This is a genomic window from Pseudomonas sp. S2_B07 (assembly GCF_054668435.1).
In genome coordinates, this window is the sequence record NZ_CP162769.1 from 5,561,511 (window position 1) to 5,575,582 (window position 14,072).

Sequence of the window (14,072 nt, forward strand, 5' to 3'; positions counted from 1 at the left end):
TATTCCGCCATCATGGCGATTCATGTTGTCGGGCAGAAAATTCGACGGCTCGACGGCTTTTCGGGGCAGGCCTAGAATAGTTACTTAATTTTTTCGGTTGAGCGCTCATGCCTCCTGAATGTCAGCTGTTCGGCACCCTGGGGTGCCATCTCTGTGAAGTGGCCGAAGCCGAGCTGATGCCGTTGGTTGAACACGGTCTGCTGGTCGAGCTGGTAGATATTGCTGACGATGAAACCTGGTTCGCCGCCTACAGTCTGCGCATTCCGGTCCTGCGACGAGTCGATACCGGCGCGGAACTCGGTTGGCCATTCAGTGCCGACGAGGTGGTGGCGTTCTTGCGTTAAGCGGTTTTTGTGCTGGCGATGGTCCCGTCTGTCGAACTTTGCGACTGATCCCCTTGGCTTAACCGATGCTCTTCGGATACTGTATGCGTATACAGTTATTCGGAGTGCTGCCTTGACGTCCCGGGTTTCCGGGTTTGAGCAGGCAGTTCCAGGCGTGAGAGGGATGAATCGTGGTCAATGTCGAACAATTGAAAAACAGCGTGAACCGGATGTCGGTCGATGTTGTGCGCGAGGCTGTCCTCGAATTGCGTCTGGACGGTTTGGTGACGGAAGGAAAAACGCCTTTTAACAAATTGCACTTCAACACCTGTTTTGCCGAGATCGAGGCGCTGTTCCAGCGTGCGGGTTACCACCGGCAGCTGGATGTCGTGGGCTATCAGGGGTTGTTGTACGCACTTTACGACCCGGCTCGCTGGGAAGCCGTCGATGTGTTGCGCTGGCTCAAGGAATTCACCGAAGCGGCGGCGCGTACACAGATTCCGGCATGAGGATTCTCCGCTAGGTTCGATTCGGCCACTGTTGGATAATGCTGCCCTGTATTGAGGGTTAGAGCTTTCGTATGTCCACTTCATCTTTTTCTGCCGCACACAGCCAGGCCAGCACACTCTACTTGCCGCCGGGTTCGTGGCTGACCGTTATCGATTGCCTGTGCGAGCATTTCAGCGCTATCGGTCGCGAACAATGGCTGGACAGGGTGGCCCGCGGTCGCGTGCTCGACGGGCACGGAATGCCGATTGCATTCGATCTGCCGTACAAGGAAGGGCTGCGGATTCATTATTTTCGTGAGGTTGCGGACGAAAAGCCGATCCCGGTGGTCGAGTCGATCCTCTATGCCGATGAGCATTTGGTGGTCGCTGACAAACCGCATTTTTTGCCGGTGACTCCGGCAGGCGAGTACGTTGAACAAACGTTGCTGAGGAGATTGATCCGTCGTCTGGACAACCCACACCTGGTGCCGTTGCATCGCATTGATCGGCATACCGCGGGGCTTGTGCTGTTTTCCGCCAACCCGAAGAGCCGCTCTGCGTATCAATCGTTGTTTCCGACACGGCAGATTGAAAAGTACTACGAGGCAATCGCCCCTGCATTGCCTGATCTGACCTTTCCATTGGTGCATAAAAGCCGGCTCATCGATGGCGAGCCGTTTTTCCGCATGCAGGAAGGTCCGGGTATCAGCAATACCGAGACAGCGGTCGAGGTTCGGGAAAAGAACGGAGATCTCTGGCGGTATGCGCTTTACCCGGTGACGGGCAAGAAACATCAATTACGGGTGCACATGACTGCGCTGGGCGCCAGTATCTGTAACGACCCGTTTTACCCGCAGGTGCTCAAGGACGTTGAAGATGATTATGCCAATCCGCTGAAACTGCTCGCGCAGGGATTGCGGTTTGTGGATCCGGTCACCGGCCAGGAAAGAGCGTTTGAAAGCACCCTCATCTTGCAGTGGTGAAAAAATCCCGGCCACGAAAAAGCCCGCGTCAAGCGGGCTTTGTCTTATCTGGCCGGTGCAGTAAAGATTACAACTCTTTAACGGTACGAACCTGATCCTTGTTGATGCGGGTTTCCTTGCCATCCAGCTGTTCGAATTCGTAGAAGCCCGATTTTTCATCGTACTTTGGCGAGTCGACTGCCTGGATTTCGCGGCCATCATTCAAGGTGATCACTGTCGGCGATGCGCAGCCCGCCAAGGTCGCGAGGCCTGCTGCGAGCATGAGAGTGGCGAGGGTCCGATGGGTCATGAGTGTATCTCCGAATAAGAATTCTTTTGGTTACTGAGCTTGTAGACGTACACAACGCACGCAAGTTCCTTGGCTAGTGTCATTCTGACACGGTATGCGCGCTTAGCAATTCCGGGGTGTTCAGGTTGGCCAGTCGAGGGTCGTTGTCTGCGCATTGCAGGGCGGTTGCCTCCAGTTTACGCATGATGCGTCCAGGGCTGCGTTCACCTTCATTCCATGCCGTGTCGAACGCGGCGCAGAGAGCGACAGGGATAACGCACAGCAACGGTTCCCAATGTGCACCCTGGCGCAGCATCAGCGGTTTGTCCGGATGCTGGCTGGCCATTTCGCGCATGCTGAGGAGCAGGGCATCGTCGATGCGGGGCACGTCGCACGGTAAGACCAACAAATAAGGATGACGGGCAGCCTTGAGGCCGGCGCGAATCCCGGCGAGGGGGCCGGGAAAATCGCCTTCGTCGTCATGGACCAACTGATCAGCGTAGGGCGCGTATTTGTCCAGGTTCCTGTTGCACGAGATGATCAGGTCATTGCTCAGGTCGCGGGTCTTGCGATGTAGGTGCGCGATCAGCGGCGCGCCGTGCCATTCCAGCAAACCCTTGTCCTGACCGCCCATGCGTTGGCCGCGGCCACCTGCCAGGAGCAGAATGGAGCAGGGTGGCAATGCCGGGTTCGAGGTCATGGCGGGTCTCCATGGGGGCGCTGAAAAAGTGAAGCGCTGTGATATAACACCGAGCTGTTTTTCCTACAACTGGACGAGCCTATGAAAGCCAAGGCTGATGTACCTTTCGCGCCGCTTAACATTGCGGTGCTGACTGTCAGTGATACCCGAACCCTGGAAACCGATACGTCAGGTCAGGTTTTTGTCGACCGCTTGAGCGCCGCCGGCCACAACCTGGCCGCTCGGGTTCTGCTTAAAGATGATCTCTACAAAATCCGCGCGCAAGTCGCCAACTGGATTGCCGATGAGGTGGTGCAGGTGGTTCTGATCACTGGCGGTACCGGGTTCACGGGGCGTGACAGCACGCCAGAAGCGGTGAGTTGCCTGTTGGACAAGCAGGTAGATGGGTTTGGTGAGCTGTTCCGGCAGATTTCCGTTGCGGACATTGGTACCTCGACCGTCCAGTCCCGGGCGCTGGCCGGTTTGGCCAACGGTACGCTGGTCTGCTGCTTGCCCGGTTCAACCAATGCCGTGCGCACTGGCTGGGATGGGATTCTCGCCGAACAGCTGGATTCCCGGCATCGTCCCTGCAATTTCGTCGCTCACTTGAAGCAGGCGCAACCCTGTGAATCCCGTGGGTAAGCCAGGTAAAACCGGCAGCCTGATGCCGGTCGAGGTGGCGCTGGCGCGCTTGCTGGAAATGGCAGAGGCCTCGCCCATCCGCGAGCGTGAGCGTTTGCCTGTGGCGCTAGTTCAGGGGCGCGTGCTCGCCGATGACCTGGTTTCAACCCTTGATCTGCCACCTTGGCCAAACAGCGCCATGGATGGCTACGCCCTGCGGGCCGCTGACTGGACGGGTGAACCGTTGGTGGTCAGTCAGAAGATCTTTGCAGGTCAGGCGCCCGAACCGCTACAACCCGGCACCTGTGCCCGCATCTTTACCGGTGCACCGGTGCCAGCAGGTGCCGACTGTGTCGAGATGCAGGAAAATGCCGAGATTCAGGCGGATGATCGAGTCCGTTTCATCGAGCCCATGACCCCCGGTCAGAACATCCGGCCACAAGGTCAGGAGACAACGGTGGGCGAGCTTGTTTTACCGGCCGGTACGCGCCTTGGATCAATCGAACAGGGTTTGGCGGCATCGCTGGGCTGCGCTGAGCTCGATGTTGTTCGCAAGGTCCGTGTTGCGGTTCTCTCTACCGGAGATGAATTGGTTGAACCGGGCCAGGCCCTGGGCCCAGGACAAATCTACAACAGCAATCGCGTGTTGCTGTGCAGTTGGTTGCAACGCCTGGGTTGTGAAGTCATCGATGCCGGTATTCTTCCAGATGATCTGGAGACCACTCGTGTTCGCCTGGCTGAGTTGAACGAGGTTGATCTGATCCTCTCAACTGGCGGAGTGTCGGTTGGCGAAGCCGATTTCCTCGGCATGGCCTTGCGCGAAGCGGGCGAGTTGACGCTATGGAAGCTCGCCATCAAACCGGGTAAGCCGCTGACTTTCGGGCATTATCGCGGTGTGCCCGTGATTGGTTTGCCCGGCAACCCGGCGTCGACATTGGTCACTTTTGCGTTATTGGCAAAGCCCTATCTTCTGCGCCGTCAGGGTGTAAAAGAGGTCGAGCCATTGAAGTTCCAGGTGCCGGCCGGGTTTGTCTGGCCAAAGGCGGGCAATCGACGGGAATACTTGCGTGGTCGCCTGGAGAATGGTCGGGCGATCATTTACAAGAATCAGAGCTCCGGCGTACTTCGCAGTGCCGCCTGGGCCGATGGCCTGGTTGAAGTGTTGGAAGATCGCACGTTGATCGAGGGTGAATATGTAGTGTTCATTCCTCTGAGCGAAGTTCTGAACTGACGCGTAGGGCTCAGTTGCCGCAAGCCCGGTAAAGCGCCGGGTCTTGCGTGCATGGCTGACGCTTAACGAACCAGAAGTGTCACGACCTGATCAAAGCGGCTGTTGGCAACCCAACCCAACAGGCCGAGGACGACCGCTGCCCCGCCTGCCGAATAGGCAAGTCTGTGTTTGATGGATTTGACGTCATTGCGCACTTCATCCATGTCTCTTCGGATGTATTTCAGATGAGTTTCCAGTTCAATGACGCGAGGTTCCATGTCAACTCCTGCAGCGGGTTTTGCGTTGTTGTTGAATTCAGCCTGATGATTGGTGCGATTTTCCGAGAACGGCTTTACCGGAGGGAGCGGCAACTTGATGTCATGGGTTTGCATGGAGAAAGACGCTCCTTGCATCTATGCCCTTTGAATAGCCGAAGCTCATATAATTTGCTTTTGTAACCTTTGGTGAGTGTCTACTCATTGCCTGCACATCCCTGTGTGGTTGCTTTTGATGACGTATAGCCGCCGAAACCAAGGTGAACCATTCGCCCTGGCGGGTCAATTAAGCCGATTCCTCATATATCGTAAGAAAATATCCCGACCTGTAGGACCGCAAACCAGCATGCCTCGAAAAATCTCAACGTCGTGCGACCTTTATAGGGGGCAGTGAGGTCAACATCTCCTGAATGAATTCCAATCAGGAGCTACGACAATGAGTGAGCGCAAGGCGCTGTTGATTCTGCATGGCAAGCAGGCACTCAACGAGGAGGTCCGCGCGGCTGTCGAAGGCAAGCGCAAGCAAGGGTGGACACTGGCCGTGCGGTTGACCTGGGAAGCGGGGGACGCGCAGCGCTGGGTGGAAGAAGCGTTGAGCGCAGGCTATACGCAACTGATTGCCGGCGGCGGCGACGGCACGTTACGCGATATTGCCGAGGCCCTGGCGGCGCACCCGAATCAGGCCAGCCTGGTCTTGATGCCATTGGGTACGGCCAATGATTTTGCTCGCGCGGCTGGCGTGCCTTTAGCACCGGCGCTGGCACTGGATCTTCTGGAGGTTGCGCCACACGCTATCGATCTGGGGGAAGTAGGAGGCCAGGTCTTTCTGAACATGGCCACGGGCGGTTTCGGCAGTCAGGTCACGGCCAATACGTCAGAAGACCTGAAAAAAGTCCTCGGCGGCGCAGCGTATCTGTTTACCGGCTTATCACGCTTCAGCGAGTTGCATGCGGCTTATGGCGAGTTGCAGGGGCCGGACTTTCATTGGAGCGGCGAGCTATTGGCGCTCGGTATCGGCAATGGTCGGCAGGCGGGAGGCGGGCATGTGCTATGTCCGGAGGCGCTGGCTGACGATGGTCTGCTGGATATCAGTATTTTACCGGCACCGCAGGAAGTGGTCGGTACGTTGAAAAACCTGCTGGCCGATGGCTTTGGCATCGATAACATGTTCGTGCGCGCTCGTTTGCCCTGGGTCGAGATCAAGGTCTCGGAAGGTCTGCACATCAACCTTGATGGCGAACCTCTGGAGGGCGACAACCTGCGCTTTACGGCGCGTGCCGCAGCGTTGCGCGTGCATTTGCCGGAAAATTCACCCCTGTTGAGTACATTGCAGTCAGCTAATCGTCCAGGCTGATGATTTGCTCGCGTACGGCAAACAGGACAAGGCCGGCGACATCGTAGATCTGCAGGCGCTTCATGATCTGCGAGCGGTGGGTTTCAACCGTCTTGATACTGAGGCTCAGGCCATTGGCGATTTCCCGGGTGGATTTTCCGCGAACAATCAGTCGCAGGATTTCCAGTTGCCGGGCTGTCAGGTTATGTGATTCTTGCGTTTCCGGCTGCTGCTTCTGGTTCCGGATCAGCGCCTGATTGATGACCGTGTGGGCGATGGCAGGGCTGAGGTAGCGTTCGTTGTTGCGCAGGGCATCCAGCGCATGTTCCAGCTCGGTGGCCGTGGTGTCCTTGAGTAAATAGCCATGAGCACCGGACTCCAGCGCTTGCATGATGAGCGCGGGATCGGTGTGCATCGACAGAATCAGTACCTTGCTTTGCGGGCGTACCCGCTTGAGTCGCTGCAAGGCTTCAAGACCGCTGGTCTCCTTCATGGAGATATCCAGTAGGACGATGTCAGGGGACAGTTTCTCGACCATTTCGAGCAGCTGCGAGCCGTCATTGGCCTCGCCAACTACCGCATAGCCGGGAATGTCCAACACCAGGGCGCGTACGCCAGCCCTGATCAGCGAGTGGTCATCCACCAGAAGTAAATTACAAGTCAATGCAAAACCTTATTCGTACTGGCCCGTTCGAGCGCACGGGGCGCCCAGGGGAAAAGTGCTTCGATTTGAGTGCCTTTGCCCAGCACGCTACTCACGGCCAGGGTCCCGCCCAACTGATCGATCCGTTCCTGCATCCCGGCCATCCCCCGCTGTCCCTCTCGACCGGGATCAACCGCGGGTGCGAAACCCTGGCCGTCGTCGCTGATCAATAGTGTCAGGCCTTGGGGCATGCGCTGTAGTCGGACCAGAAGATTTTTTGCATCGGCGTGGCGCAAAATATTGGTCACTGCTTCCTGGGTGATTCGAAAGGCTGCCACCGCCATTTCTTCCGGCACGCCGGTCAACCGTTGATGGCATTCCAGGCTCCAGTGCAGCGAGGTGTTGGCCAGGGTCTTGAGCAGATGCGCACGCAGACTGGCCTCCAGCCCGAGACTCGTCAATTGCCTGGGATTAAGGATGGCCGAGACGTCACGAACTTTGGTCAGGGTTTCTTCCAGCGTGTCGCAGAGCACCGAACACTGGCCCTGCATTTCATCAGGCATCCGACGTTTGAGCCATTCACTTTGCAGTTTTGCGGCGGTCAGCAACTGGCCAATATCGTCGTGCAATTCTCTGCTCAGACGATGACGTTCATTTTCCTGTACTTCCAACAAGCGGTCCGCCAGCTCTTGCGGTTCAAATTTTATCGACTGGCTCGAGAGGCGATCCTGGACCCGGATGCAGGCCAGTGCCGCGAGATTGAACGCCAACAAGCTCAGTGCAAGGGAGGTGGAGAAACCGAAGACCAGCAGGCTGCCAAGTGCCGAACAGGTGCACAGCAATAGCGTGAGCCGTCGAGCGTTTTTCTGGGACGGTGGCCATGAGGTGACTGACTTGAGGCTGGCGTACATAGCGGATGGAGCCAATGAATGTTCGCTGCGGGCAGACCGGCCATAGTGGCTGACGGGTCTCTGTCTGAAAAGCTGTAGTGACTCGTCTTGAGCAGAGCGGGCTCCTCTGGTGGAACCACAGCCTTTAGCGGCTTGCTCTGATCTGAAGTCCACTTTGCCATTAATTGGCGTCAACTAATGGGCGGCATAATACCACTTAAGATACCGTTGGTCGCGTTTGGTATATATGCCCATAGCGTCAGGCAATAACGCGATGGACGAGAGTTCCACTATGGAAAAGTTTTACGAAGGGGAGTAACGATTAATATCGAGTTGTCGCGCAAAGGCATGAAATATTCAATTGCGACATGAGCCCACTCATTTATAGAGCGGCTGCATGGCAATAAGAATACACATGGCTAAGTTGTCAGACTCATTCAAGCCTGCCGTTCCGAATAGGAAACGAGCGTAAACGGTTTGGAATTAACCGGTAACTGAAAATGACTCTGTCCGACCTGCAGCGCAAAGGCTTCGATCAGGGAGGTCTGTTCGCTGTCATCCAGGCTGAGCTGCCCGGTGGTCTGATCGATGAGTTCGAGTTGCCAGGCCATCAGCGTGAAGCAATCCTTCAACGCGCCCAAGGCGTGCTCGTGCAGGTCAATGTGGGGGTGGGCGTGGTTCAGTAAACCGTGAATATGCAGGGAAAACTCCGACACGGCTTCCAGCGCCAGGGCATCGGCCCGGCTTGCCAGTTTGAGCAGGCTGCTGAGCATGCAATCGATTGCGTCCTTGTCATTGCTGATCAACTGCAGATGGCTCAGGCACTCCTCCGACTTGGCCAGAAGTGTTTCCGCCTCGACAAGAAACTCTGGCAAACGCTGAGCCCACTGCTTGGGTTTCTTCGGCATGCTTATCTCCACAACGTCATGTCAAATGAGGGGATGTCGCGTATGTCGACCAGGACGTCCAACGTCCCGACGCTGCCATGCCGGCATGAGATCGCGCTCCTGCAGGCCTGAGTGCAGGCTTGGGAACTCGAGAGGGTGGATGGCCACTTACCTGCGATCGCACACAAAAGCCTGACTCCGTTCATGCAATGAGAATGGCGTCACATTAATGGCTATTGGATATCGCGAATATCAGGTTGGACCTGATTGTTAATAGGGGAATCCCTTACACGAGGGAACCTAACGTGCAAACCGTGGTCGCGCCGTCGGGAGTGAAGCAGATGAATCGCGGATGCAGTAAACCATGATGTTAATGTGACATCAATGCTCGATCGTGGCATTTTGTCTCAGGGTCAAGATTTGGCAATAACAGCCGATAACCCTCTTTAAGTGAATTAATCAGAACAAGCCCAGGAGTCATTAATGGCCGGCATTCTCGACACGGTAGACCAACGCACGCAACTGGTGGGTGAGAATCGCCTGGAAATTCTCATGTTTCGCCTGGCTGGCCGGCAATTGTTTGCGATCAACGTCTTTAAAGTGCAGGAAGTGCTGCAACTGCCCAAGCTGACCCTGATGCCACAGCGTCATCCATTCGTCTGCGGCGTGGTCAATTTGCGCGGCCAGACGTTGCCGGTGATCGACCTGTCCCAGGCCATCGGCATGCGTCCGCTGATCCCGAGCCCGACCAGCACGATCATCGTCACCGAGTACAACCGCTCGGTGCAGGCATTCCTGGTTGGCGGTGTGGATCGCATCGTCAACATGAACTGGGAAGCCATTCTGCCGCCGCCGACCAGCGCCGGTCGCCAGCATTACCTCACGGCGATCAGCAAGGTCGATGACCAGTTGGTGGAAATCATCGACGTCGAGAAAGTCCTGGCCGAAATCGTGCCGTACAACGCCAAAGTCTCGCGCGAAAAACTCGACGATCCGGTACTCGAACGCGCCCGTGGCCGTGAAGTGCTGCTGGTCGACGACTCCAATGTCGCACTGTCGCAATTGCGTGACACCCTGGGCCAGTTGGGTGTGAAGATGCACATTGCCAGCGACGGCTTGAAGGCGTTGAACATGCTCAAGGCCTGGGCGGACACGGGCGTGTCCATGACGGACAAGCTGTTGATGGTGTTCACCGACGCCGAAATGCCGGAAATGGACGGCTATCGCCTGACCACCGAAATCCGTAATGACCCGCGTCTGCGCGGCCTTTATGTGGTCCTGCACACCTCCCTGTCGGGAAGCTTCAACGACTCGATGGTGAAGAAAGTCGGCTGCGACAACTTCCTCTCCAAATTCCAGCCGGACAAACTCGTCGACGTGGTGCGCCAGCGCCTGATGCTCGACGAAGTCCCGGCCTGATCACGATCAAGGACTGGCCACTTTCCCTGTAGGAGCGAGCCGCCCGGAGCAGGCTCGCTCCTACAAGGGGGCAGTGCTCTGTTTTCAGCCTTTGATTCGGTGACCAAGCTCGTATAGGGTGGCCTTTTTTGACCATCAGGGAGCTGGCCATGTTGCGTCTGAGCGCGCTTTACCGTTATCCGTTGAAATCCGGCAAGGGTGAAACCTTGCAACAGGTCGGCCTCGACAAACTGGGGCTGGACGGTGATCGACGCTGGATGCTGGTAGATGAGGCCAGCGGACGTTTCCTGACCCAGCGCGCCGTCCCGTCCATGAGCCAGTTGTCGGCGTTGTGGAATGCCGAAGGCGGCTTGACCCTCAGCGCCCCGGGCCGCTCGCCGATCGACATCGCCTTGCCCTCCAGCAACGCTGAACTGCGTGGCGTCACCCTCTGGCGCGACACCTTGCGCGTGCCGGATGCCGGTGACGAGGCGGGTGCCTGGGTCAGTGAGTTCATCGGCAAGCCTACACGCCTGGTGCAGGTTCCCCTTGATCGTGCGCGCATGACCGAGGCCGGTTACGGCAAGGACGATGATCAGGTGGCGTTCGCCGATGGTTATCCATTGTTACTGATCGGGCAGGCGTCCCTCGAAGATTTGTCGCAAAAGGTCGGACGTTCCCTGGAAATGCTGCGCTTTCGACCGAACCTGGTGATCGAGGGCAGCGAAGCCTATGCCGAAGACAGCTGGAAGCGTATTCGCATCGGCGAGGTCGAGTTTCGGGTGGTCAAGTCCTGCTCTCGGTGCATTCTGACCACCATCGATCCGCAAACCGGTGAGCGCAGCGATGACCGGGAACCGCTGGCCACGTTGCAGAAATACCGTGCCGAGGCCGACGGCGCGATGTTTGGACAGAATCTGGTCAACGACAGCAATGGTCGTCTTGAAGTCGGAATGCCGGTGACGATTCTCGAATAAAAGCCCCGGAATGAAAAATGCCCGTGTCCAAAGACACGGGCATTTTTTTATCGCGATGAAAACCCGGGGGGGTTAGCCGCGGTATTCACACAGGTAAGCGGTGTCGACGGCCACTTTCAACTGGAATTTGCTGTTGGCGGGCACGTTGAACTGGCTACCGGCGGCGAAGGTTTCCCAGTCGCTGCTGTCAGGCAGTTTGACGGTCAGGGCGCCGCTGACCACGTGCATGATTTCACGTTGGCTGGTGCCGAATTCGTATTCGCCCGGAGCCATGACGCCAATAGTCGCAGGACCTTCAGCGGTGCCAAAGGCGATCGACTTGACGGTGCCGTCGAAGTACTCGTTGACTTTAAACATGGGCGATTCCTCGAAAAGGGCTAAAAAGGGCCGGCCAGTATGCACAAGGCCTTGAGCGTCGTCACCTCTCTAGGAGGGGAGAACCAGCGGTAATAAGCGAGCGGTATTGCGCGCATCTTCCAGTGCCCGGTGTTGCTGTCCGGTGAACTGCATGCCTGCCAGTTGCAGGGCGCCATTGAGCCCCAGCGGGCGTTCCAGGCGCCTGGCCTTGGCAAAGCGCTGCTTGAGGTTCATGTGCGGCACGCGGCTCAAGGCGCTGTCGAGTTGCAGGCGCTCCCACTCCTGAACCAACTGTTTGCGATCGTAGTCGCCCCAGCTCGCCCAACCTTCCAGGCGTGAATGATGCTGGCCCAGCCAACGCTCGAACGCCGGCCAGACCTCGGTCAGCAGTTGCGCAGTATCGATATTGCCTTGGGTGATGTGCGTCAGCTCCCGGCAAAACGGTGTCAGCAAGGGCCGCCGCTGTGGCCGCACGAAACGCTGGAAGTGGTCCAGTTCGCGACCTTTGCGGTCCACCAGGGTGGCACCGATTTCGATGATTTCCATTTCCGTAACTGGCCAGCCACCTTCATCGGTGGTGGCTTCCAGATCTATCACCAGCCAGTGAGGCATCGCAGGTTTCCTGGTATCCGCGTCCTGATAGGGCTTGAGCGTAGCCAAACCCGGCGGATCCGCCTAGCGGCTTATTCGACCTCCAACAAAATCTGACGATTTTTGACCTGATCGCCGACCTGAACCTGCAAGCGTTTGAGCACGCCGTCGATGCCCGACTTGAGCGGATGCTCCATTTTCATGGCTTCGAGCACCACCAATAGCTGGCCTTTGCTGACCGTGCTGCCCTCACTGACCAGTACGTCGACGATGGCGCCGTCCATCGGTGCCTTGAGCGTGCCGGAACTGACGCTGGCCTGACTGCTGACCAGCGCCTGGGTCCGATCCAGCAGTTTCAAACTGCCGGGCCGCGCGAACAACCACAGGTGCCCGGCTTCGAGTCGATAGGCATGACGCTGGTGGATACCGTCAATCTCCAGCATTGCCCAGCGCCCATCGCTACGGATGATCTTCAATGTGAGCAGTTGCCCGGCGACTTGAATCCGAAACGCCCCGTCAGGCGAGGCGTTCAATTCCACCGGCCAATCCTGGTCATTCAGGCCGATGCGGTAATGCAAGGGCACGCTGGCATTGTTGCGCCAGCCCTTCAGCGGTGCCGCGTGAGCCTGTGCCGACGCTTGATAGAACAGCGCCGCAGCGATGGCCAGCTCCGCAGCGCTCGGGACATGCGCCTGCAAGCACGGATCGTCAGCAAAGCAAGTCGGGATGAACCCGGTGTTGAACTCGCCGCTGATGAATTGCGGGTGTTGCAGCAGACTGGCAAGCAGGCGCTGATTGCTCTGTACGCCCAGCAGCACGCTGTCCTGCACCGCCCGCAACAACTTGCGTCGGGCCTCTTCGCGGGTTGCACCGTGGGCGATGATTTTGCCCAGCATCGGGTCATAGAACGGACTGATGTCCTGGCCTTCAATCAGGCCATGATCGATCCGCACACCATTGTGCAACGCCGGCTCCCACGCCTTGACTTGACCGGTTTGCGGCAGAAAGTCGTGAGCGGGATCTTCGGCGTACAAACGTACTTCCATGGCATGCCCGCTGAGCTGAACCTGCTCCTGTCGCAATGGCAGCGGTTGTCCTTCGGCGACGAGCAGTTGCCAGGCCACGAGGTCCAGCCCGGTGATCAGTTCGGTCACCGGATGTTCCACCTGCAGCCGGGTGTTCATCTCCAGAAAGTAGAACTGCCCGTGTGCATCCAGCAGAAATTCCACCGTGCCGGCGCCGACGTAATTCACCGCCCGGCCGGCCTTGAGCGCAGCCTCGCCCATGGCCTGACGCAACTCGTCGGTCATCACCGGGCAGGGCGCTTCTTCGATGACTTTTTGATGGCGGCGCTGGATCGAACAGTCGCGTTCGCCGAGGTAGATCAGGTTGCCGTGCTGATCGCCGAACAATTGAATCTCGACGTGGCGCGGGTCGATCAAGGCTTGTTCGAGAATCAGTTCGTCGCTGCCGAAACCATGCTGCGCTTCGGAGCGTGCAGTACGCAGTTGTTCCAGTAACTGGCTGGCATCCTGTACCAGGCGCATGCCTCGTCCGCCCCCGCCCGCACTGGCTTTGATCATCAGTGGGTATCCGATGCGTTCAGCTTCACGACTCAGGGTTGCATCGTCCTGTTCGGCGCCTTGATAGCCTTTAACGCAGGGCACTCCGGCATCGATCATGGCGATTTTCGACAGGCGTTTGCTGCCCATCAGCTCAATGGCTTCGGGGCTGGGGCCGATGAAGGTAATACCCGCGTCACGGCAGGCAAGGGCGAAGCCAGCGTTTTCCGAGAGGAAGCCGTAGCCGGGGTGGATCGCATCGGCACGGGTGCGCCGGGCCGCGTCGATGATGGCCGGGATGTTCAGGTAAGACTGCTGCACCGGGGCCGCGCCGATGTTGACGGCTTCGTCGGCCATTTGTACGTGCAGGGCATCGGCGTCGGCGTCGCTGAAGATGGCGACAGTGCGATAGCCCAGCGCCTGGGCAGTGCGCTGGAGGCGGCAGGCGATTTCACCGCGGTTGGCGATCAGGATTTTTCTGAGTGCGGGCATGAAGGCTTTCCTTGATATGTGCGGTGAATGTGATGGCCTCATCGCGAGTAAACCCGCTCCCACATTTGGAATGCATTCCCCTGTAGGAGTGAGCC

At 57.8% G+C, this 14,072-nt stretch carries 17 protein-coding genes; 8 read left to right on the forward strand and 9 right to left on the reverse strand.

Annotated elements, in window-relative coordinates; genetic code table 11:
• Window positions 1-107 precede the first annotated feature (107 nt).
• From AB4N43_RS25680 to AB4N43_RS25690, 3 genes are all read left to right on the forward strand, one after another.
• The gene (locus tag AB4N43_RS25680) at window positions 108-344 is read left to right on the forward strand and encodes a glutaredoxin family protein (protein WP_027925746.1); all 237 of its coding nucleotides are present in this window, start codon (window positions 108-110) and stop codon (window positions 342-344) included.
• 170 nt (window positions 345-514) lie between these two features.
• Window positions 515-832, forward strand: a complete 318-nt coding sequence (locus tag AB4N43_RS25685) for a transcriptional regulator (RefSeq protein WP_027925747.1) — start codon at window positions 515-517, stop codon at window positions 830-832.
• A 71-nt stretch (window positions 833-903) separates the two neighbouring features.
• A complete protein-coding gene (locus AB4N43_RS25690; protein WP_027925748.1) occupies window positions 904-1,794 on the forward strand; it encodes a pseudouridine synthase in 891 nt (296 codons plus the stop codon).
• A 67-nt stretch (window positions 1,795-1,861) separates the two neighbouring features.
• Here AB4N43_RS25690 and AB4N43_RS25695 read toward each other — a convergent pair whose 3' ends face one another.
• Both AB4N43_RS25695 and mobA read right to left on the reverse strand, forming a co-directional pair.
• Window positions 1,862-2,083 (reverse strand): YgdI/YgdR family lipoprotein, encoded by a 222-nt coding sequence (locus AB4N43_RS25695; RefSeq protein ID WP_027925749.1) that lies wholly within the window; start codon window positions 2,081-2,083, stop codon window positions 1,862-1,864.
• A 79-nt stretch (window positions 2,084-2,162) separates the two neighbouring features.
• Window positions 2,163-2,762 carry a molybdenum cofactor guanylyltransferase MobA gene (gene mobA / locus AB4N43_RS25700; RefSeq protein WP_027925750.1) on the reverse strand — a complete coding sequence of 200 codons (600 nt, stop codon included), beginning with the start codon at window positions 2,760-2,762 and terminating at the stop codon, window positions 2,163-2,165.
• 81 nt (window positions 2,763-2,843) lie between these two features.
• Between mobA and moaB the strand changes: the two genes are divergently transcribed.
• Both moaB and AB4N43_RS25710 read left to right on the forward strand, forming a co-directional pair.
• On the forward strand, window positions 2,844-3,383 hold the full coding sequence (gene moaB / locus AB4N43_RS25705; protein ID WP_027925751.1) for a molybdenum cofactor biosynthesis protein B: 540 nt from the start codon (window positions 2,844-2,846) through the stop codon (window positions 3,381-3,383).
• Between the two features lie 22 nt (window positions 3,384-3,405).
• Window positions 3,406-4,593, forward strand: a complete 1,188-nt coding sequence (locus AB4N43_RS25710) for a molybdopterin molybdotransferase MoeA (protein WP_460154232.1) — start codon at window positions 3,406-3,408, stop codon at window positions 4,591-4,593.
• Between the two features lie 62 nt (window positions 4,594-4,655).
• Here the strand turns inward: AB4N43_RS25710 and AB4N43_RS25715 are convergent, their stop codons facing one another.
• The gene (locus tag AB4N43_RS25715; RefSeq protein WP_027925753.1) at window positions 4,656-4,964 is read right to left on the reverse strand and encodes a hypothetical protein; all 309 of its coding nucleotides are present in this window, start codon (window positions 4,962-4,964) and stop codon (window positions 4,656-4,658) included.
• 319 nt (window positions 4,965-5,283) lie between these two features.
• On the opposite strand from AB4N43_RS25715, the gene yegS reads away from it, so the two are divergent.
• The gene (yegS, locus tag AB4N43_RS25720) at window positions 5,284-6,201 is read left to right on the forward strand and encodes a lipid kinase YegS (protein ID WP_027925754.1); all 918 of its coding nucleotides are present in this window, start codon (window positions 5,284-5,286) and stop codon (window positions 6,199-6,201) included.
• On the opposite strand, the gene AB4N43_RS25725 is transcribed toward yegS, so the two are convergent.
• The 3 genes from AB4N43_RS25725 to AB4N43_RS25735 form a co-directional block, all read right to left on the reverse strand.
• On the reverse strand, window positions 6,185-6,844 hold the full coding sequence (locus AB4N43_RS25725) for a response regulator transcription factor (RefSeq protein WP_027925755.1): 660 nt from the start codon (window positions 6,842-6,844) through the stop codon (window positions 6,185-6,187). The two genes, yegS and AB4N43_RS25725, sit on opposite strands and share 17 nt — an antisense overlap.
• Window positions 6,841-7,734 carry a sensor histidine kinase gene (locus AB4N43_RS25730; RefSeq protein WP_460154233.1) on the reverse strand — a complete coding sequence of 298 codons (894 nt, stop codon included), beginning with the start codon at window positions 7,732-7,734 and terminating at the stop codon, window positions 6,841-6,843. Before AB4N43_RS25730 ends, AB4N43_RS25725 begins: the two co-directional genes overlap by 4 nt.
• A 416-nt stretch (window positions 7,735-8,150) precedes the next feature.
• A complete protein-coding gene (locus AB4N43_RS25735; RefSeq protein ID WP_027925757.1) occupies window positions 8,151-8,621 on the reverse strand; it encodes a hypothetical protein in 471 nt (156 codons plus the stop codon).
• A 462-nt stretch (window positions 8,622-9,083) separates the two neighbouring features.
• Between AB4N43_RS25735 and AB4N43_RS25740 the strand changes: the two genes are divergently transcribed.
• A complete protein-coding gene (locus AB4N43_RS25740) occupies window positions 9,084-10,019 on the forward strand; it encodes a chemotaxis protein CheV (protein ID WP_027925758.1) in 936 nt (311 codons plus the stop codon).
• A 149-nt stretch (window positions 10,020-10,168) separates the two neighbouring features.
• The gene (locus AB4N43_RS25745; protein ID WP_059182415.1) at window positions 10,169-10,975 is read left to right on the forward strand and encodes an MOSC domain-containing protein; all 807 of its coding nucleotides are present in this window, start codon (window positions 10,169-10,171) and stop codon (window positions 10,973-10,975) included.
• A 72-nt stretch (window positions 10,976-11,047) separates the two neighbouring features.
• Here the strand turns inward: AB4N43_RS25745 and ppnP are convergent, their stop codons facing one another.
• The 3 genes from ppnP to AB4N43_RS25760 form a co-directional block, all read right to left on the reverse strand.
• On the reverse strand, window positions 11,048-11,332 hold the full coding sequence (ppnP, locus tag AB4N43_RS25750; RefSeq protein ID WP_007940055.1) for a pyrimidine/purine nucleoside phosphorylase: 285 nt from the start codon (window positions 11,330-11,332) through the stop codon (window positions 11,048-11,050).
• 69 nt (window positions 11,333-11,401) lie between these two features.
• A complete protein-coding gene (locus tag AB4N43_RS25755) occupies window positions 11,402-11,944 on the reverse strand; it encodes a 3'-5' exonuclease (RefSeq protein WP_460152158.1) in 543 nt (180 codons plus the stop codon).
• A 71-nt stretch (window positions 11,945-12,015) separates the two neighbouring features.
• Window positions 12,016-13,977: an acetyl/propionyl/methylcrotonyl-CoA carboxylase subunit alpha gene (locus AB4N43_RS25760; RefSeq protein ID WP_460152159.1), complete on the reverse strand. Its 1,962-nt coding sequence runs from the start codon at window positions 13,975-13,977 to the stop codon at window positions 12,016-12,018.
• Window positions 13,978-14,072 lie beyond the last annotated feature (95 nt).